The organism is Paenibacillus pabuli, from assembly GCF_039831995.1.
GTDB classification, from domain to species: Bacteria; Bacillota; Bacilli; order Paenibacillales; family Paenibacillaceae; genus Paenibacillus; species Paenibacillus pabuli_C.
This window is the reverse complement of the sequence record NZ_JBDOIO010000003.1, coordinates 1,386,154-1,405,395: the sequence shown is the minus strand read 5'-3', so window position 1 is coordinate 1,405,395 and position 19,242 is coordinate 1,386,154. Positions and strand designations below refer to the sequence as shown.

18 protein-coding genes are annotated in these 19,242 nt (G+C 47.4%); 12 read left to right on the top strand and 6 right to left on the bottom strand.

Annotated features, from left to right (window positions below; all coding sequences use genetic code 11):
* Nucleotides 1–7 precede the first annotated feature (7 nt).
* The 3 genes from ABGV42_RS08235 (at nucleotide 8) to ABGV42_RS08225 (ending at nucleotide 3,297) form a co-directional block, all read left to right on the top strand.
* Nucleotides 8–1,414: a HAMP domain-containing sensor histidine kinase gene (locus tag ABGV42_RS08235; protein WP_347381242.1), complete on the top strand. Its 1,407-nt coding sequence runs from the start codon at nucleotides 8–10 to the stop codon at nucleotides 1,412–1,414.
* Between the two features lie 169 nt (nucleotides 1,415–1,583).
* Nucleotides 1,584–2,663: an AI-2E family transporter gene (locus ABGV42_RS08230; protein WP_347381241.1), complete on the top strand. Its 1,080-nt coding sequence runs from the start codon at nucleotides 1,584–1,586 to the stop codon at nucleotides 2,661–2,663.
* Nucleotides 2,664–2,898: 235 nt separating this feature from the next.
* Entirely contained in the window at nucleotides 2,899–3,297 is a 399-nt protein-coding gene (locus ABGV42_RS08225) for an Asp23/Gls24 family envelope stress response protein (protein WP_347381240.1), read from the top strand.
* 95 nt (nucleotides 3,298–3,392) lie between these two features.
* Here the strand turns inward: ABGV42_RS08225 and ABGV42_RS08220 are convergent, their stop codons facing one another.
* Nucleotides 3,393–4,235, bottom strand: a complete 843-nt coding sequence (locus ABGV42_RS08220; RefSeq protein WP_347381239.1) for an AraC family transcriptional regulator — start codon at nucleotides 4,233–4,235, stop codon at nucleotides 3,393–3,395.
* Between the two features lie 204 nt (nucleotides 4,236–4,439).
* Between ABGV42_RS08220 and ABGV42_RS08215 the strand changes: the two genes are divergently transcribed.
* The 3 genes from ABGV42_RS08215 to ABGV42_RS08205 all read left to right on the top strand — a co-directional run bounded on the left by ABGV42_RS08215 (nucleotide 4,440) and on the right by ABGV42_RS08205 (nucleotide 8,521).
* Nucleotides 4,440–5,444 (top strand): aldo/keto reductase, encoded by a 1,005-nt coding sequence (locus tag ABGV42_RS08215; RefSeq protein ID WP_347381238.1) that lies wholly within the window; start codon nucleotides 4,440–4,442, stop codon nucleotides 5,442–5,444.
* A gap of 177 nt (nucleotides 5,445–5,621) precedes the next feature.
* Nucleotides 5,622–7,232, top strand: coding sequence for an acyl-CoA synthetase (locus tag ABGV42_RS08210; protein WP_347381237.1), 1,611 nt, complete (start codon nucleotides 5,622–5,624; stop codon nucleotides 7,230–7,232).
* Nucleotides 7,233–7,276: 44 nt separating this feature from the next.
* On the top strand, nucleotides 7,277–8,521 hold the full coding sequence (locus tag ABGV42_RS08205) for an aminopeptidase (RefSeq protein ID WP_347381236.1): 1,245 nt from the start codon (nucleotides 7,277–7,279) through the stop codon (nucleotides 8,519–8,521).
* A 71-nt stretch (nucleotides 8,522–8,592) separates the two neighbouring features.
* On the opposite strand, the gene ABGV42_RS08200 is transcribed toward ABGV42_RS08205, so the two are convergent.
* Both ABGV42_RS08200 and ABGV42_RS08195 read right to left on the bottom strand, forming a co-directional pair.
* Complete coding sequence (locus ABGV42_RS08200) at nucleotides 8,593–9,051, bottom strand: AraC family transcriptional regulator (protein ID WP_347381235.1); 459 nt, start codon at nucleotides 9,049–9,051, stop codon at nucleotides 8,593–8,595.
* A 206-nt stretch (nucleotides 9,052–9,257) separates the two neighbouring features.
* Nucleotides 9,258–9,890 carry a nitroreductase family protein gene (locus tag ABGV42_RS08195; RefSeq protein WP_347381234.1) on the bottom strand — a complete coding sequence of 211 codons (633 nt, stop codon included), beginning with the start codon at nucleotides 9,888–9,890 and terminating at the stop codon, nucleotides 9,258–9,260.
* A 133-nt stretch (nucleotides 9,891–10,023) separates the two neighbouring features.
* Here ABGV42_RS08195 and ABGV42_RS08190 point away from each other — a divergent pair, with 133 nt between their 5' ends.
* Nucleotides 10,024–10,263, top strand: coding sequence for a hypothetical protein (locus tag ABGV42_RS08190; protein ID WP_347381233.1), 240 nt, complete (start codon nucleotides 10,024–10,026; stop codon nucleotides 10,261–10,263).
* A gap of 151 nt (nucleotides 10,264–10,414) precedes the next feature.
* Here ABGV42_RS08190 and ABGV42_RS08185 read toward each other — a convergent pair whose 3' ends face one another.
* Entirely contained in the window at nucleotides 10,415–11,191 is a 777-nt protein-coding gene (locus ABGV42_RS08185) for a M15 family metallopeptidase (protein ID WP_347381232.1), read from the bottom strand.
* A 270-nt stretch (nucleotides 11,192–11,461) separates the two neighbouring features.
* Nucleotides 11,462–11,824: an iron-sulfur cluster biosynthesis family protein gene (locus ABGV42_RS08180; protein WP_347381231.1), complete on the bottom strand. Its 363-nt coding sequence runs from the start codon at nucleotides 11,822–11,824 to the stop codon at nucleotides 11,462–11,464.
* 218 nt (nucleotides 11,825–12,042) lie between these two features.
* Here ABGV42_RS08180 and ABGV42_RS08175 point away from each other — a divergent pair, with 218 nt between their 5' ends.
* The 4 genes from ABGV42_RS08175 to ABGV42_RS08160 are packed head-to-tail and all read left to right on the top strand — an operon-like array spanning nucleotide 12,043 to nucleotide 16,574.
* Nucleotides 12,043–13,047, top strand: a complete 1,005-nt coding sequence (locus ABGV42_RS08175; RefSeq protein ID WP_347381230.1) for an ABC transporter ATP-binding protein — start codon at nucleotides 12,043–12,045, stop codon at nucleotides 13,045–13,047.
* On the top strand, nucleotides 13,040–14,554 hold the full coding sequence (opuFB, locus tag ABGV42_RS08170) for an osmoprotectant update ABC transporter permease/substrate-binding subunit OpuFB (RefSeq protein WP_347381229.1): 1,515 nt from the start codon (nucleotides 13,040–13,042) through the stop codon (nucleotides 14,552–14,554). The genes ABGV42_RS08175 and opuFB overlap by 8 nt, the downstream gene beginning before the upstream one ends.
* A 34-nt stretch (nucleotides 14,555–14,588) precedes the next feature.
* Entirely contained in the window at nucleotides 14,589–15,932 is a 1,344-nt protein-coding gene (locus tag ABGV42_RS08165; protein ID WP_347381228.1) for a dihydrolipoyl dehydrogenase family protein, read from the top strand.
* 30 nt (nucleotides 15,933–15,962) lie between these two features.
* Complete coding sequence (locus ABGV42_RS08160; protein WP_347381227.1) at nucleotides 15,963–16,574, top strand: DUF1349 domain-containing protein; 612 nt, start codon at nucleotides 15,963–15,965, stop codon at nucleotides 16,572–16,574.
* Between the two features lie 190 nt (nucleotides 16,575–16,764).
* Here ABGV42_RS08160 and ABGV42_RS08155 read toward each other — a convergent pair whose 3' ends face one another.
* Complete coding sequence (locus ABGV42_RS08155) at nucleotides 16,765–17,217, bottom strand: SET domain-containing protein (protein ID WP_347381226.1); 453 nt, start codon at nucleotides 17,215–17,217, stop codon at nucleotides 16,765–16,767.
* Between the two features lie 160 nt (nucleotides 17,218–17,377).
* Between ABGV42_RS08155 and ABGV42_RS08150 the strand changes: the two genes are divergently transcribed.
* On the top strand, nucleotides 17,378–18,934 hold the full coding sequence (locus tag ABGV42_RS08150) for an ABC-F family ATP-binding cassette domain-containing protein (RefSeq protein ID WP_347381225.1): 1,557 nt from the start codon (nucleotides 17,378–17,380) through the stop codon (nucleotides 18,932–18,934).
* The last annotated feature ends 308 nt before the right edge of the window (nucleotides 18,935–19,242 follow it).

Below are 19,242 nucleotides of genomic sequence, written 5' to 3'. Positions count from 1 at the left end.
GCGACTCTTGCAAACATCCCTGACACTGGATTTCCTGCTGTTTAACTTCTTTTTGCTGCTGCTCGTCCTGATTGTTTATCTCATGGTTTCGCTGGATGTCGTGGATTTCCGCATTTCGGATCAGGTGGTTGATCCGGATCTGAACGTCGAGGCACATGTCTATGCAGCCGAATTGTACAAAGGTCTTGAAGATGACTCCACCAGCACGGAAATACAGCGCCTGATGGACAGCGGAGGGTGGATCGAGATTCTGGATGCAGATCGTTCGGTCATTCGCCAGATCGGTGTTAAGCAGGATGAGGTTACATATTACAGTGAGCCGGAGTTGTATACAGGACTGGAGAATCGGAGCGATAGTACGTATTATTATTCCATTTCTCCATATACAGCAGAGGGAGATGCGAAGTATGTACTGCTGAAAATACCCCGTGATCTGGTCAGTATCCGCATGAATGAGAACCAGCTGATTACCAACCTGAAGCATCCCCTGTCATTTTATATCATGATCGGAGTTGGCTTCGTTCTGCTGCTGATTTTCGTATACAGCTATTGGGTCGCACGCCGAATCAAAAAACCGCTGAGTATTTTGTCACAGGGTCTTACACAGATGATCCAGGGGAATTACAGCACACGTTTGTCCATCTCGGCAGAGAAGGAATTTGTCCAGATTGGCGAGACGTTTAATTATATGGCAGATGTCATCGAGAACACCTCGGCAGAAAAGTGCTATGCCGAAGAGAGCAAACAGCGGCTGATCGTGGATCTGTCGCATGATCTGAAAACGCCAATTACCTCCATTCAGGGATATGCTCAGGCCCTCGTGGAGGGACGGGGAGAAAACAAGGAAAGACAGCAGCGTTATCTGGGATACATTTATAACAAATCCGTTCAGGTGGCACGAATGATACAAAATATGCTCGAACTGCTCAAGGTGGACTCTCCCGATTATCACATGCAGATCCAGAAGAGAGAGATCGGGGAATTTGTGCGAGAAGTCATGGCCGATACGTACGGTGAGATTGAACAGAAGCAATTTGTGCTTCACGTGCTTGTGCCTGATCAGGAGATTTACGCCAGATACGATCCTGAATTGTTAGCCAGGGTCATTCAGAACCTGATTACCAATGCGTTGTCCTACAATCCGCAGGGAACGGAGCTGCGGGTGGAGTTGATTCCGCTGGATACGCATGTGGTTATCGAGGTTGCAGATACGGGGGTAGGTATTCCCCAGGAACTGTGGAGCACCATTTTTGATCCATTTGTGCGCGGAGATGAAGCACGAACCGGGACGGGCGGAACCGGACTTGGACTTGCGATTGCCCGGCGAAATACAGAGAAGATGGGCGGACGATTGATTCTGTCCCGGCGGGGTAGGGAGACTACCGTGTTTACGATTCACATCCCAAATGAATAAGTAAGTGTTCGCCTTTGTCCCTGGATTTACCCTCTAGAGAATACTGAATAAATCTGGAGATAACAGCGATCGGAAGGTTGTGCTCGACCGCGCAGTGCCCCAGTATACATGTATGGGTTCAACTAATATCTAATCCCAAAAAAGAAAAGGTCATGTGGAGGGGAACGTTTTGTTTAAAGGAAGTTCGTTTGTCCGGTTCAGCATTGCGCTGGCTCTGGTGCTAGTTAATATCTATCTGTTATCACGCGTCAGCTTTATATTTCAGCCGCTTGTGACCATGCTTACGGTCATCACGGTGCCGATGATGCTGTCCGTATTCTTTTATTATCTGTTAAGGCCGCTTGTGAACTATATGGAACGCAAGAAGCTGAACCGCACACTCAGCATATTGCTGATCTATCTGGTAGTCGGTGTGCTGCTCGTCCTGTTCATCGTGGGGTTATGGCCGTCCCTGCGGGAGCAGCTGATTAATCTGGTGGATAATGCACCGAATCTGATTAATTCACTCAGTGTACAGTTGAGAGAACTGGAGCAGAACGGAGCAATCAAGGCACTGTTCCCAGAGGGATCCACACCGTTTTCTCAGCTCACGGACTATATCAATAAAGGATTCACCTTTGTGACCAACTATGTGAGTGGATTATTCTCGCTCATTTCCAGCTTTGCGATCATTCTGTTTACGTTCCCGATCATCTTGTTCTACATGCTGAAACAGGGAGAGAAATTCGGCCGTAAATTGGTGCATATTGCACCAAAACGATTCCAAAAAGACAGCCGTGAGGTTGTTCTTGAGATTGATCAGGCGCTGAGTGGCTTTATTGTCGGCAGGGTACTGGTTAACCTGGCACTTGGTGTGCTGATGTATATCGGATTCCTGATCATTGGGCTGCCTTATGCACTGCTGCTTACCGTCGTTGCGGTCATCATGAACTTTGTTCCGTTTATCGGAGCTATCGTGTCGTCCGTACCTATTGTCATTATCGGTCTGATTCAGTCGCCATCGGTGGCGATCTGGTCGCTGATTATCATTCTGGTGGCCCAGCAAATTCAGGACAATCTGGTTGCTCCGTACGTATTCGGCAAAAAGCTCGACATTCATCCGCTGACCACCATTATATTGGTGCTGGGTGCAGGAGATCTCGGCGGCATCATTGCGATTTTGATTATCATCCCTGTCTACATGATCGTCAAAATTATTCTGGTCAGGGTCTACCAGCTGTTCTTCAAGGAGAAATGGCAGAATGCCTGATTTTAGGATATAAAATGAATGGGCTGTTACACTCAGTCACTCCGATTGCAGTACCATCTTCCGATCGCTGTTATCCCCGAGTTTCTTTGATTCCCCTTATAAGGGAGAAACTCTGGTGATAAAGGCGAGCGCTTCGCTTCTCCAGATCGGTACTGCACTCTCCGTTAAACGTATAAAAATTTCATTTGCATTTTATAGCTTAATCAATCAATTAACCATAGAAGGAGTGGGAACCATGTCTGAAATCATCCCTAAAGAATATATCGAACCTGAATACATCGAACCTCAATCCGTCCGGATGGGTGCCATTCACATCTCTAACGATGTCGTATCCAAGATCGTGGGGATCGCAGCACAGACAACCTCCGGCATCTCCTCCATGTCGGTAGGATTGACCGAAGGCATTGCGAAGAGCATCAGCGGCAAAAGTCTGCAGAAAGGCATTGACGTCGATGTAAAAGATGACCAGGCCTCCATTCAGCTGCGTATTAATGTGCAGTACGGGTTCAAGATGCATCAGGTGTGCAAGGAGCTCCAGCACAATGTACAGCAGGCCGTGGAACAGATGACAGGCATTCTGGTCAATGAAATTAAAGTGCATGTCGTTGGTGTATCCATGCAGGAGCAAGTGTAGCTGAGGTGGTAGCTTCCGGAAACTGAATGAGTATTATCAATGGACAGATTATGCTGTCTGATCTTATGAGTAAGTAAAAGAACAGCACCATCCCGTTAACTGCTTAACCGGGAAGGTGCTGTTTTGTGTTTACGATAATGGGTGGGGGCTTCGCCCATCACCTTTTTGAACATTTTGGAGAAGAGAAGCTGATCAGAATACCCGACAGAGCGGGAAATATCCCCGATGGTCAGCCCGGTATCCAGAGTCAATTCGGCAGCCTTGCGCATCCGGTAATTGACCAAATAGGATTGAATGCTGGTGCCCATCCGGTCCTTGAACAGGGAGCACAGATAGCTGCGCTGCAAGCCGATATGAGAGGCTATGGATTGCACCGTGATCGGGTTGGCATAGTTCATCTCGACAAAGTCCATGACCTGGGTTACATACGTTTCTTTGGAGAACTCTTGCTCCGGTGGAAGGATGTCTTCGTTTGCATGATCGATCAGAATGGAGAAAAATTGATATAACCATCCGGTCATGCTAATCTCCCATCCTTTGTGTGTATTCCGGGAACTGATCATGCGATGCAGACAGGAACGCATTTCATCATCATTGTCCATTTTAAAGATGGGATGCTGCTCGGACAGGCAGGCCTGCTGTAATAACGAGTGGGAGGCACTTCCTTGAAAAGCAACCCAACTATATTCCCACGGATCTTCCAAATCAGCCTTGTAGTGAACGACGGAATGGGGGACGATGAGGAAGCCTTGCCCTTTATGCAGTTCATAGGTTTTGCCACCGACCTCGAAAGTACCTTTGCCATCCAAAATATAATGGATTTTGTAGTGATCCCGCATAGCTGGACCAAAGTGGTGACCTGGCGTACAGGGTTCTGTTCCGTAATGAAGGAGCTGCAGATCCTGGAACGGATTGTTTTTAAACATATATGTAATCAAGGCATTCACTCCTGTATGAGTTCGTTTCATCTTGCATTTTAACATATTTTCAGATAGAGGATATGAATTAACAGATATAAATCTACGACAAGATAACAAGTATTATTCCATAGGGTTATAGCGATATGCCATATCGTTATGGACCGAAACTGTCTAAGATGAAAGGGTATTCACCAACTTTACCAAGAAAAGAGAGAGAATAATATGCCATATACAGCTAATGAACAGCGTTATGATGAAATGAAATATGCACGTTCCGGCAAATCCGGAATCAGACTGCCGCAAATTGCGCTTGGATTGTGGCAAAACTTCGGCGGCAACCGCACGTTGGATATTCAGGAAGAGATGATTCTGCGTTCATTTGATCTGGGAATCAACCATTTTGATCTGGCGAACAACTACGGTCCACCTCCGGGATCTGCCGAGGAAAACTTTGGCGTCTTGTTCAAAAAACATCTGCGTCCTTACCGGGATGAGCTTCTCATCTCAACAAAGGCAGGATATTACATGTGGAAAGGTCCCTATGGCGAGTGGGGCTCACGCAAAAACCTGATTGCCAGCCTTGATAAGAGCCTTGGACGGATGGGGCTTGATTATGTGGACATTTTCTATCATCACCGTCCGGATCCGAATACACCGCTGGAGGAAACGATGGCTGCGCTGGATCATATCGTGAGACAAGGCAAAGCGCTGTATGTCGGATTATCCAACTATGATGCGGAGCAGACAAGAGAGGCCGTCGCCATTCTGCGTAATCTGGGAACACCTTGCCTCGTCCACCAGCCGAACTACTCCATGCTAAACCGCTGGATCGAAGACGGATTGCAGGATGTCCTGGATGAGCAGGGCGTGGGATCGATTGCATTCTGTCCTCTGGGTCGTGGTCAATTGACGAACAAATACGTGGACAAGATCAAGGAAGAACGTGCCAACCCGACAGGCAAGATGAAGACTGAAGCCTTCACAGACGAACGGATTGCCAAGTTTGAAGCCCTTCAGGCCGTTGCCGAGCGCAGAGAACAAACCATTTCCCAATTGGCGCTGAACTGGATTCTCCGTGACAACCGCGTAACCTCCGCATTGATCGGAGCAAGTCGTGTTTCGCAGATCGAAGAGAATGTTGCCGCATTGAAGGCACCTGGCCTGACAACCGAAGAACTGAATGAGATTGAAGGCATTCTGAACGGGATTGGAAATTACGCTTGGTAAAATAAATTGAACGAAAATGTTCAGGAATCACGAATAATCGCGAGAATAAGCACAAGTCAGTTGTAATGAGTGTTCATTATAATTGACCTGTGTTTATTTTTTTCAAAAAGCTGTTCATATCATAGCACCTGGTCCTAGGATTTAGGGTATAATATATAGATGCTATACATTTGAAATATGAAGGAGAGGCTCCATTTGAATTTTGAACAGTGGATTTCGCCTGAAACCTATAACCTGACATCCGAGATGGAGAACCACCCGTCAGATCGGATTGCACTTAGATGGCTCAGCGATCATAACGAATTGGAAGAGATTACGTATGGCGAGTTATTCAAACAGGCCAACCGTCTTGCCGGAGGTTTGCGTGATTTGGGTTTGGAAAAAGGAGATCGGGTGCTGGTCATGGTACCACGCCGTATCATTGCCTATGTGATTTATATCGCTTGTCTGAAACTTGGTATTGCGGTTATTCCTTCTTCCGAGATGCTGCGTGCCAAGGATCTGGAGTATCGCCTGCGGCATGCCGAGGCGCGCGCGGTCATTGTGTGGTCCGAAACGACGGCAGAAGTAGAAAAAATGGATGCTGATCTGCCAGCGCTGGCTCATCGTATTGTGGCATCACCATCTGGTGACACCAGCATTCCGGCTGAAGGATGGGTCAACGTGCAGCAGATTATGGAGGGCCAATCGGACGAAATGGATGCGGTAGCAACGCACCGCGATGATATTGCTATTCTCGCTTATACTTCCGGGACGACCGGAAATCCAAAAGGAGTTGTACATAGCCACGGCTGGGGATATGCCCACCTGCGTATTGCTTCCACGTTATGGCTGGATATTCAGCCTTCGGATATTGTATGGGCCACGGCCGCACCCGGATGGCAAAAATGGATCTGGAGTCCGTTCCTTTCCGTACTCGGAAGAGGGGCGACAGGTCTGGTTTATAACGGATCATTCAAGCCGAAGCGTTATTTGGAACTGATGCAGGAGCATGGGATCAACGTGCTGTGCTGCACGCCTACGGAGTACCGCCTGATGGCAAAAGCGGATGACCTCGGGCATTATGATCTGTCTAAACTGCGCAGTGCGGTGTCTGCGGGTGAGCCCTTGAACCAGGAAGTGATTGAGATTTTCCAGCGTCACTTCGACCTGACCATTCGTGATGGATACGGTCAGACCGAAAGTACATTGCTGATCGGCAGTCTGAAAGGTGCTCCAGTACGGATTGGATCCATGGGACAATCCATTACACCGGGTCTGATCGAGATTGTTAACGAGGACGGGCATCCTCAGCCCGCAGGTGTAGTGGGTGATATCGCTGTTCACGAAGATATGCCAGCCTTGTTCCGTACGTATTATAAGGATGCAGGACGAAAAGAAGCGAATCAGCGTGGGGAGTATTTCGTAACAGGAGACCGCGCACGCAGGGATGAAGAGGGTTACTTCTGGTTTGAAGGCCGCAGTGATGACATTATCATCAGTTCGGGCTATACGATAGGACCGTTCGAAGTGGAAGAGGCGCTCATGAAACACGCCAGTGTGAAGGAATGTGCTGTCGTTGCCAGTCCGGATGAAATTCGGGGGAATGTGGTCAAAGCCTTTGTTGTGCTTAGAGACGAATCCCTGGCTTCGCCAGAACTGGTGCGTGAGCTGCAACATCACGTCAAGGAATGGACTGCACCATACAAGTATCCACGCAAAATTGAATTTGTCTCGGATCTGCCGAAGACGAATTCCGGCAAAATCCGCCGGATTGAACTGCGCGAGCAAGAAAAGAAAAACGCATAAATCATTAAGCAACAAACCAATATGAACCAGGAGTGAATGGACCTATGAGCAATTTCGAGCAAACGTTTGAGAAATCGTTGGAACAATATGCAGAACTGGTGGTCAAAGTGGGTGTGAACATTCAAAAAGGGCAGGATCTGCTTGTCACTGCGCCTATTGAAACGCTTGAGTTTACCCGCCTGATCGTTGCCAAGGCATACGCTGCAGGGGCAAAGTATGTACAGGTTGATTTTGAGGACGATCAGATTACCCGCAGTCGTTTCCAGCAAGGTTCTGACGACAGCTTCGATTACTATCCGGCATGGAAAGGCGACATGATGGAGAGATTTGCAGAAGCAGGCGGCGCTACCTTGACGATCAAAGTACCGGACCCGGAACTGTATAACGGGATTGATTCCGACAAGGTTTCGCGTGCCACCAAGGCGGCTGCTCAAGCTCGCCGCGGTTATTCGAAATATACGCGCAACCATGAGATCAGCTGGTGCCTGATCAAGGCGCCGACCAAGGCATGGGCGAATAAGGTGTTTGCCGATATACCTGAGGAAGACCGCATCAATGTGATGTGGGACACCATCTTCAAAATGAATCGGGTGGATGGCGGAGATGCCATCCAGAACTGGAGACAGCATCTGGACACCCTCAATACGAAGAGTGATCAGCTGAATCAGAAAAACTATAAAAGCCTGCACTACCGTGCACCAGGAACGGACTTGAAAATTGAGCTGGTAGACAATCACATCTGGGGTGGCGGCGGAAGTGAGAACAAAGCCGGCGTGTACACCGTTGCCAATATGCCAACCGAAGAAGTATTCACCATGCCGAAGCGCAGCGGTGTTAATGGGTATGTCAGCAGTACGATGCCCCTGAACTTGAACGGACAGCTGGTAGATCAGATGAGAATAACGTTCAAGGACGGTCAAGTTGTGGCTTTCACAGCGGCTTCCGGTGAAGAGCACCTGAAAAACCTGTTTGCTACGGATGAAGGAGCACGTTATCTTGGAGAGGTAGCATTGGTGCCGCATGATTCACCCATCTCAAACCTGAATCGTATTTTCTATAATACCGGAATTGATGAGAATGCATCCTGTCACCTGGCTGTAGGCAGCGCCTATCCGTTTAACATGAAGGACGGCACAACGATGTCGAACGAAGAATTGCTTAAACACGAATGTAATGTCAGTCTGACTCACGTCGACTTCATGATTGGATCAGCTGAACTGGATATCGACGGTGAATTGCAGGACGGTACAATTGAACCGGTATTCCGCAAAGGCAACTGGGCATTTTAATTTTACACCGAGCATAAAGGAGAGAAAGTGACTTCAATGATGAAGTCACTTTTTTTGTGCAGCTTAACAGCTTAGACCTTCTTCACAGGCACGCATATCTCGCAATAATGCTGTTCGAGGAGTTCCCATCGATATCGTTCCAGAACCGGTTTGTGATTGATGACATAATTGTTGTTTTGTAAATAAGGAATAATGTCGTTCCATGCCTGCTGGATACCTTCTGCCGTGTGCTTAACCTTGCAGATAAGATAGTTTCCGCCATGGAGCTCTCCAATCTCAATAGAGTCATCTTCAGGGAATTCAAGTTCATGGAGTTCAATGGCTGCATCATATCTGCAGTGATGAGGGGGTGTCGTTGTTGGGTTATCCTGTGGTATGCCAAATAAAATCGCAGCTTCATTGAGCAGATCTTTCGCGTCTGCCCATTGTTTTAACTGGTTCATTGCTTGGACATTGGCAGGACCATAAGGACCCACTTGCCTTACATAAGCGATTCGGCATGCCGCCAGTTGTTCCATAAACATTTCCATTTTTCATCTTCCCTTCCCAACAGAATTCTCTTACTTGATGGATGTTAACATGGTATAAAAAAAATTACATAACTATTTTTTAAAAGGCAGGCCAATTGTACATATATGCGGAGTTCGACGAGAACCTTCAATCATCCGATCAACTGATCTATGAAATGTAAAAAAGCCACGGAACCGTGGCTTTTTTGGTGTATCTATTTTATGAGTTACTCTGCATGCATTTTATTGAAGCTGACATATTCATTAATGGGTTTGCGATAGCCGCGTGGACGCTGTTTGGCTTCTGATTTTTTACCGATTGTAATCATCATGACAGGAACGTAATGTTCTGGAACATCCAGACTGCTCTGCAGTTCATCGGCATCGAAACCAATCATTGGACACGTATCCCATCCCATATCCTGTGCAATCAGCATCAGCTGCATTGCCGATAGGCTGGCATTACGGATGGCGTCTTCACGCTGAAAAACACTGCCACGGGATTCGTAGAAATCAAAAACACTCTGGGACTCCTGCTCATATTCAAATGGATTGAGCACACCCAGGTGCAATAACCCTTCGTTAATCGTGCGGATGTGATGATGAGCTTTGATATCTCCGAGGACGACGATGACTGCTGAGGCTGTTTTTACTTTGTATTGCTGTGAAGCTTCATATGCTTTTTCTTTTTGGGCCGGGTCGGTCAAGACCAGGTAGTGGGTGTGCTGCAGGTTAAAGGCTGATGGAGCAAATTTGTTTAATGCGAACATTTGCTGCAAATCCGCTTCCGGGATTTCAATACCTTCCTCAAAAATAACAGCTGATCTACGGTTTTTGACCAAGTTTTCCAGTGCACTCATGGTGGTTTACCTCGCTTATGTATAAAGTATAAACTGACTATAACACGCTTAGTTACTTTTGGTAAGTAATATTTTTGAATAAGACAAGACTGAACGACCATAACTTTATATAAAAAGACAGTAGAGGTGATTCATGAGGACGTTCATCACCAGATTCAAGAGGGAGAGCTCCTATCACGAATTCAAGGTATATGTTATCCAATCCTCCACACTGAAACGATTTTTGGTGATGGAAATCATCGTTGGCACGCTTGCCTACCATGCTGCATTTTATTTGTGTCATAATGCCCTCCTGGCAGGAGCAGGTTCCTGGGCCGGAACTGAAGGGTTGAAGCGACTGCCTCTCGTGGTCAAAAGGATGGTAAGTTTCTGATGTTTCTGATTCAACAAATTGTTGTTGCAGCACGATTGGTGTCGTAAGCCTAAGCCTATATCGTTGTTGTGGAAAATGCAGGAGCCGGAGACCGTTCCCAAGCTCCGGCTCCTGGTTCATTCCATTTTATTAGTCGATGGCAAACGCTTCGTTATTTCGCGCGTTCCAGATATTGTTCCAGAGTAAGTTTCTGACTTGTAATTTCTCCTGCGATGTACACCCCGACGTAACGAACATGCCACGGTTCATAAGAGTAACCGGTCAACTTCTCCTGATCCTTGCCATAGCGGATGATGAATCCGTACTTGTGGGCATTGGCCTTCAGCCATTTGCCTTCTTTGGTGTTACCGAAGCTCTGCTGCAGATCATAGCGGACCGATGCACTGGAGATATCCATTGCAAGCCCGGTTTGATGTTCACTTTGCCCTGGGCGAGCACTGGTCTTGTTGGCCACAGCTTCACCTTTGATACTTGCATTGCGTTCAAAAATGGATTTCTGTGTGGAGTAGGAACGGTAACCCGATACGGCTTTGATGTCAATGCCGTCTTTTTTGGCTGCTGCAAACAGCTTTTCGATCGCGGTAGCCGCGACCTTACGCATTTGTTTCTTCGGACTGGAGCCGGAGAAGCTGAATGGAATGTTGGGTACAACCAAATCCTTTGGCGCGTAAGACGAAGGCAGATTTCTTTTTTTGTTTACCAACACCACGGTGCTCGATAGATTCGTTACCGTTGCGAGACCGCTGCTGCTTGTTTTTATGGTGCGACTTGGCGCATTATCATGCAAAAATTGAGTGAAGCTGGAGCTGGCAGCCGATACGACTGGCGTCATGGATGGTACAAAGGGAAAGGCAGTGAAGGCAGCACCTGCTACGACAGAGCCTATAAGTAGCGTGGATACGATAGATTTACGTGTGAATGATTTCATGATGTTCCTCCTCGGGTATAATGAATCTCGCGCATGCTGCAACTGTTCCATACCAGACATGCTTTTTCTATATACCGAGTATACTAGAGGATTATATCAAGAGGTTCTCCAATTGTTTCCGAGTTGTAAACAAATATGCGAGATTCATAGTTTCGGGCATATGCATCTGACCAAAAAGAACATAAAAAAGACTCTGCATTTAGTGCAGAGTCTTTGCTTATTAGGGCAACATTTTTCAACCATTGGTTTGAAAAATTGAAAGCTTAGAGTTTACAGCATGCATGCATCAGTTGCACTGGATTTTCCCGCATTCACAGCACGCGTGTCCCGAACACGTACATTGCTGCTAAGTACACCGGAATCACTGCTTAACGTGAAAGAGGGGTAGTTTTCTTCCGTATCCAGTTTCATATGCTGTTCAAGATTTAATTGCTGTTTCGGATCAACATAGAATGGAACCAGGTTGGTTTCGATCTGTTCATCCAGTGCTGCAGGTTCATCCACAATCAATACGACCAGAATTCCGTTACAGCCACAACCCTCAGTGTCATAGAACACTTTGAAGTAGCCAGGTTGGTCATTAAGGCTCTCGGTTAATCTTGCTGCGGCCAGATCCGTAATTTGAATATGCATCGTGCTCACTCCTTATATGTTGAAAATGATCCTGAAATGTATATGTTAGAAGCCAACTTCTCCTATCATTATACCACCTTGCTTCCAAATCAACGCATATAAATTATACATGTCTGGTTGAATCGGAAGAAGCTCTTCATTCATGGTGATGATTATTGGGGAGTTCTTTTGGGGAAATAGATGAGAATGAAAGGTTAGTAAAGGAGAGAAGCGTACGGATGATTCAATTCGAAAATGTATCCAAGCAATATCTTGACGGGACACAGGCTCTTCGTCAGGTTAACCTCAAAATAAATAAAGGCGAACTTTTCGTCATGATTGGGCCTAGCGGCTGCGGCAAAACGACGATGCTCAAAATGATAAATCGCCTGATTGAACGGACGGATGGAACGGTACGTATCCATGAGCGGCCAATCGATGAATATAACATTCACGAATTACGCTGGAATATCGGGTATGTGCTGCAGCAGATCGCGTTGTTTCCACACATGACGATCGCCGAAAATATCGCGGTTGTTCCTGAATTGAGAAAATGGAAGCCCGCCCAGATTCATGATCGTGTACATAACTTGCTCGATATGGTGGGATTGAACGGAGAGACCTACAGTGATCGCAAACCAGGGGAACTGTCTGGCGGACAGCAGCAACGAATTGGCGTGCTGCGGGCGCTAGCGGCAGATCCGGAGATTGTACTTATGGATGAACCGTTCAGTGCACTTGACCCGATGAGCCGGGAGAAATTGCAGGACGATATTCTGGAGATCCAGCGTCAGCTGAAAAAAACGATTGTATTTGTTACACATGACATACAGGAAGCGATGAAGCTGGGAGATCGCATATGTATCATGAAGGACGGACAAGTACTGCAGGTGGGAACACCTGAGGAGCTGTTACAGCATCCCGTAGATGAATTTGTACGTGATTTTGTCGGGAGTCCTGGCAGAGATGTAAATCCAGATAATAGTTTGCACTTGTCTTCACATCCTCAGACGAATTTCGATCTTGAATCGGTCATGATGCCTATTGCACCGGGGCATGTTCCAAAGTCTGCCAAGACGGCTGTTCCGGTTTCGATTACATTGACGGATTTATTGGATGTCATGGATGCATACGACACTCTGCTGGTCGAGAAGAATCATCAGATTGTTGGTCAAGTGAGCAGGGCGGATCTGTTGAGGTATTGGTCTGGTCAGCTGCAAGAACGGGGTGAGGCTCATGAGTAGGTTCTCTGAGGTATTCAGTGAGCGCAAAGGACAGCTGTTAACGGCTCTTCTGGAGCATGTCCAGATTTCATTTATAGCCCTGTTCCTGGCCGTGGTTATTGCCATTCCACTCGGCATTTACCTAACGCGAAAACCGAAGGTCGCTGAACCCATCATCGGTGTCACGGCTGTCTTGCAGACCATTCCATCGCTCGCTCTTCTCGGATTGCTCATTCCGCTGCTCGGTATCGGTACAGTTCCAGCCATTATTGCCCTGGTGGTGTACGCCCTTCTTCCGGTACTCCGCAATACGTACACAGGGATATCCGAGGTGGATCCTTCCATGATTGAGGCCGCCAATGCGATGGGCATGAACAGTCGTCAGCGGTTGAGCCAAGTGGAGCTGCCGCTTGCGATGCCTGTCATTATGGCAGGGATTCGTACGGCCATGGTTCTCATCGTCGGGACTGCAACCCTTGCGGCATTAATTGGCGCAGGCGGTCTCGGTGATCTGATTTTGCTTGGGATCGATCGTAATGATACAGCACTTATTATGCTGGGAGCGATACCGGCAGCACTGCTGGCGATTTTATTCGATGTCCTGCTTCGGCAATTCCAGCGCCTGTCTTTCCGTAAAACGGTTGGTACACTTGGGGCACTGGCCATGGTCGCTGTCCTCGTGATCACCATTCCACTACTATCCCGCGGCGGACAGAAGGATCTGATCATTGCGGGCAAGCTGGGCGCAGAACCTGAGATCCTGATTAACATGTACAAGCTGCTGATTGAGAAGCATACAGATCTCACCGTTGAATTAAAACCTGGTTTGGGGAAGACCCCGTTTTTGTTCAATGCTCTACGATCCGGCGACATTGATATCTATCCTGAATTTACTGGGACAGCCATATCAGAATTCTTGAAGGAAACGGCTGTTAGTACGGATCGCACAGAAGTCTATGAACAGGCAAGAGACGGAATGCTTAGCCAGTTTAATATGGTGCTATTGAATCCCATGGATTACAACAACACCTACACGCTGGCGGTCCCGCAGGAGGCTGCCGACCAATATAACCTGAAAACCATATCAGACCTTAAGTCTGCTCAGCAGCAGATAAAAGCTGGATTCACGCTGGAATTCTCGGACCGTGAGGACGGTTATCTGGGGATACAGAAGAAATATGGCATTCAGTTTCCTAATGTCGCCACAATGGAACCCAAACTTCGATATGCCGCAGTTCAGCGAGGGGATATTAACCTCGTTGATGCGTACTCCACGGACAGTGAGCTCCGGCAGTATAATCTCGTGGTGCTTGAAGATGATCAGGAGCTATTCCCGCCCTATCAGGGAGCACCGCTGCTTCGTAAGGAGACGGCAGATGCCTATCCACAGCTGATCGAGATACTGAATCAGCTGGCGGGACGCATTACAGATGATGAGATGCGGCAGATGAATTATGAGGTTAATGTGAACGGAGCCCGTCCGGAGCGGGTGGCGTCCGACTATTTACAGAAAGTGGGTTTGTTATAGATTTCAATTGGAAAAAGAAAAGGAGGAACAAGTCATGACACAATTATATGATCTGATCGCAATAGGAACCGGAAGTGCAGCCAATTCGGTTGTAACTCGATGCGCTGAAGCCGGATGGAAAATAGCCGTGATTGACGAGCGTGAATTTGGCGGAACTTGTGCCCTGCGAGGGTGCGATCCGAAGAAAGTGTTGGCTGGAGCCGCTGAACTTATTGACTGGAATGAACGGATGCTGGGGAAAGGTGTTCAGGGAAAAACAATCATGAATTGGCCGGAACTTATGGACTTCAAACGAACATTTACCATGCGCATTCCGAGAGCCACCGAGGATAAATTCAAACAGGCAGGAATGGATACCTTCCATGGCAAGGCCTCTTTTGTCGACGAGGACCACGTACGTGTGGGGGATGAAGTGTTGCATGGAAAGCATATTTTGATTGCAACAGGTGCGCAGCCCGCTCCACTTTCCATTGAAGGTGCAGAGCATCTTCTTTTCAGTGATGATTTCCTGGAACTGGAACAGCTTCCGGATCAACTGGTGTTGGTGGGCGGGGGGTACATTGCGTTTGAATTTGCCCACATCGCTGCGAGAGCAGGGAGCGAAGTGCACATTATTCACCGGGGGGAACGACCGCTGGAGCAGTTTGATCAGGAGCTTGTTGACTTGCTGGTTCAAAAATCGGAAGAGATCGGCATACACGTTCACCTGAACGCGGAAGTGAAGTCCATTCGGAAACAGGGGGAGACATATATGGTCAGTGGTACCCGGAATGGAGCTGATCATCAGTGGCATGGTGGCCTGGTCGTGCATGGAGCTGGCCGTATCCCGAGTATAGATGGACTGGAACTGGAAAAGGGGAATGTCCATTATAGTGAGAAAGGCATCACCGTGAATGGGTATTTACAAAGCACCAGCAACCCCAAAGTATACGCAGCCGGTGACGTTGCCGCTACGAAAGGCCTCCCCTTAACCCCTCTGGCAGGTCAGGAATCACGGGCTGTTGCCTTCAATTTACTGAAGGGCAACCATTCTAAGCCGAACTATAAAGTCATGCCATCCATCGTGTTTACCGTACCATCTCTTGGCTCTGTTGGTCTTAGCGTGGATCAAGCGGAGGAGGAAGGCTACGAGGTGAAGGTAAATGACTTGTCACAATGGTATACTTATAAGCGGACAAATGAGAAGTATGCTATGGCCAAAGTTGTGATCGACAACGACTCAGGACGTATCCTGGGAGCCCATGTACTCGGCAGCGAGAGCGAAGAGTTGATTAACCTGTTTGCGATGGCAATTCAGTTCGAACTGACAACCGATCAGTTAAGCAGCATGAATTTTGCGTATCCTACGGCAGCATCGGATTTGGGATCTTTGATTTGATTTCTTTGATTATGGGAGGGTGTGGGAAACATGTCGGCAGCACAATTTCTTGGTACAACAGATGTGAAATGGACCACTGAACCGGTTGCGACCCGTATAGAGGGAGGACGTTTCATCGTGGAAGCAGAGGAAGGCAGTGATTTTTGGGAGAACACGTTCTACGGGTTCTGTCATCGAAATGGACATGCCCTTCTCACACCGTGGGATGGCAATGAAGCTGTTGAAATCACGTTTGATCTGAGTTCTTTCACTGAATTGTATGATCAGGCAGGTTTGATGCTCTGGCACAGTCGTGAGCAGTGGATCAAGGCCGGAGTAGAAGTGAATGATGGGGTAGTCCATATTGGTGCTGTGGTGACGGATCATTTCTCGGACTGGTCACTTTCTCCCGTTCCTGAATGGGGTGGACGGAAGGTTACCATTCGAGCTTCTTACCACAACGAAGCGGTAGTCATTCGAGCACGTACGGATGAACATCCTTGGCGGACCATTCGGGTTGCGCGTTTTGCTTATCCGACAGACAAGCAGGCGGGTCCATTTCTGTGTTCACCCAAGCGTGCAGGGTTTGAGGTGGCATTTACGAAGTGGAGAACGACCACACCGGATGAGGATTTACACACAGATCCGCCTGTACTTGATTAAGAACGGTGACAAGCGCCTGAATGAGTTCATTCCACGCCAAATAAGCAAGCTTTCCGTTTAAGGAAGACTTGCTTGTTTGTGTTGTTTTTTGTTGTGGTGAAGGGAACAGCCAGAGTGTTTTAGCAAACCTCAGCAAGGTGCACTGCAATTGTTCAACTTCTTCCCGGATTACTAATTTATCTTACCAGGATTATTTCGTTTCGTTGTTGTTGTCGTTCTCTTCGTCACTTTCTTCTGCTTCGTTCAGCTCACGCATTCGTTCTTCATAATCGTCCAGAAACCATAACGGGTCCATGTTGTCTTCTTCGCCATTGTAATTGATCAGGACCTCTTCGCCCGCTTTGATATCTGTATAAGCATAGAAGTCAAACGTATGGTTTTCAAAGTTGATATCGTAGGTTGCGTTGGGCTCGTACGAATGATTGATCAAGCTGCCGTATCCCAGCAAAATGGCGGTATGATTGGCACCGTACTCAAATACATAATCCTCCAGGATTGTTTTTTCCACATGTTCGTGATCTTCGTTGGGATAAGGGACAACTGGGGCCTGGTGGATCAACTGGCCTTTAGGGATATCAACAGTGGCAAAAACCCCTCGATTAAACTCGCCATCACCCAATTTGGATTGTTTTACTTCAATCATAATGTTCACCTGATGCTCGCCTGAGAGAGCTCCGTTCTATAGTAGTTTAAGGCCAAATTTTAACCGATTCATGCATATAAGGCAAATCTGGCGTTGAGTTGTGCAGGTTATAACGATTATAATATACAGGAATGAAGTCTATATAGAAAAGGTGTCATGAATGAGCATATTAAATGTGGAAAAATTAAGTCACGGTTTTGGTGACCGTGCTATCTTTAACGACGTATCTTTCCGACTGTTGAAAGGCGAACACATTGGACTGATCGGGGCCAATGGTGAAGGTAAATCCACCTTCATGAACATTATTACAGGCAAGCTTCAGCCCGATGAAGGCAAAGTCGAGTGGTCCAAGCGCATGCGCGTGGGATATCTCGATCAGCATGCTGTGCTGAACAAAGGACAATCGATTCGTGATATCCTGCGCAGCGCGTTCCAATACCTGTTCGATATGGAGCAGGAAATGAACGAGATGTATGGCAAGATGGGAGATGTTACTCCCGAGGAACTGGAACAGCTGCTTGAGGATGTCGGAACCATCCAGGATACGTTGACCAACCAGGACTTTTATATGATTGATGCCAAAGTGGACGAGACTGCACGCGGTCTGGGTCTTACAGACATCGGTCTCGACAAGGACGTTAATGATCTGAGCGGTGGTCAACGGACCAAAGTGCTGCTCGCCAAGCTGTTGCTTGAAAAACCGGATATTCTGCTCCTCGACGAGCCGACGAACTATCTGGATGAACAGCATATCGAATGGTTGAAGCGTTATTTGCAAGAATATGAGAATGCTTTTATTCTGATCTCACATGATATTCCATTCCTGAACAGTGTCATTAACTTGATCTACCATATGGAAAATCAGGACCTGACCCGTTACGTGGGTGATTATGATCACTTCCAGGAAGTCTATGAAATGAAAAAGCAGCAGCTGGAGTCGGCCTACAAGCGTCAGCAGCAGGAAATTGCGGATCTGAAAGATTTCGTTGCACGAAATAAGGCCAGTGTGGCAACACGCAACATGGCGATGTCCAGACAGAAGAAGCTCGATAAAATGGATGTCATTGAACTTGCCAAGGAGAAGCCGAAGCCACAGTTCAACTTCCGTGATGCAAGAACATCCGGCAAGCTTATTTTTGAAACCAAAGGGCTTGTGATCGGATACAACGAACCATTGTCCAGACCGCTGGATCTGCGTATGGAGCGTGGCCAGAAAATTGCACTCGTGGGTGCAAACGGAATCGGTAAAACAACCCTGATGCGCAGCATTTTGGGTGAAATTCCAGCCCTGGAAGGAACGGTTCAGCGCGGGGAGCATCTGGAGATCGGGTACTTCCAGCAAGAAATGAAGGAAGCGAACTATAATACCTGTATCGAAGAGATCTGGCAGGAGTTCCCATCCTACACGCAATTCGAGGTTCGTGCTGCACTTGCGAAATGTGGACTGACCACGAAACACATTGAGAGTAAGGTAGCTGTGCTGAGCGGTGGAGAGAAGGCCAAAGTGCGTCTCTGCAAACTGATCAACAACGAAACAAACCTGCTTGTACTCGATGAGCCTACGAACCATCTGGACGTGGATGCCAAGGATGAGCTGAAACGCGCCCTCAAAGCCTACAAAGGCAGCATTCTGTTGATTTCGCACGAACCGGAATTCTATCGCGACGTCGTGACGGAAACCTGGAACTGCGAATCGTGGACAACCAAAGTATTCTAAAGTGATGTCGAAATGAAGAGGTGAGACTTGTCGCAACCAGAGGATCCATCCGTTATGGCCCCGGTTAAATGGTGTCGAATAAGCGGAATTGCAAACAAGCTCGAACCGGTGACCAAGAACGCGTATTTTGCTTGCAGAAGCAGGCAGAATGCGTGTTTTTTTGCGTAGCTTTTGCGAAAAATGTCCGATCTGAGATATGGTTGACAGCGTCAATAAGGCGATAATATAATTCGAGAAAGCACTTACATTGATATGACATAAGCAACCTGTTTCACTACTTAGGGCAAAGAAGACACGTTAATCCGTAT